At 35.8% G+C, this 664-nt stretch carries 1 protein-coding gene; it reads right to left on the reverse strand.

Features of this window, described 5'->3' with window-relative positions; translation table 11 throughout:
- Positions 1 to 149: 149 nt before the first annotated feature.
- Positions 150 to 664 (reverse strand): IS4 family transposase (locus tag ACTQ5K_RS25515; RefSeq protein ID WP_441994452.1); only part of this gene is annotated, 515 nt, incomplete at its 5' end.

Here is a 664-nt window from a genome sequence, read left to right on the forward strand (position 1 = left end):
CACTAGTGTTGCGTAAATAGTGTCATAATTTTCAGTTTAATTGTTTACTCTACTTAGAGCCAAAAAAGTAATTACCTTTCTAAAGGCGGCTCCTGTCCATTTGGAAATTTATTTACAATTAGACCTGTGCAACGACAACAATTTGTTGATTAAGGGATGGCTTTTCCTTCAATTTTGCGAAGCCAGACATGTGCTGGTTTCCACAATGCTGCCCTTAAATAACGGCTAATTTGCAAGGTTTTCCGCTTACTTTTTGTTTCGAGTTGTACCAGAACATGAAGACAAAAAACAATAAGTGCGATAAACACTTGATTTTGAATCGCCCATTCACTTTGACCGTAGAATTTCTTGATATTGAGATGTTGTTTAATCCATTTAAAAAACAGCTCAATTGCCCATCGTGATTTATACATTTCCGATATTTCTTCGGCGCTTAAGTCAAAACGATTTGTGATTAAATGAAGTTCATTACCTTTTGAATCTATTATTTTTAGAAGTCGAAAATAGTTTTCAGCTCGGTTTTGAGTTGTACCAATCAACACCATTTGATCCGACAAAACAGATGAATCCTTGGGTAGTTTAAAATCATAAACCTCCCGTACGACTGCGTTTTTTCGTAGCCTAGAAAGAAAAAAGTAGCCTTCATCGGTCATGCGATCAAAAC

It is taken from the genome of Niallia sp. Sow4_A1 (genome assembly GCF_052116745.1).
Taxonomy (GTDB): Bacteria; Bacillota; Bacilli; order Bacillales; family Cytobacillaceae; genus Niallia; species Niallia hominis.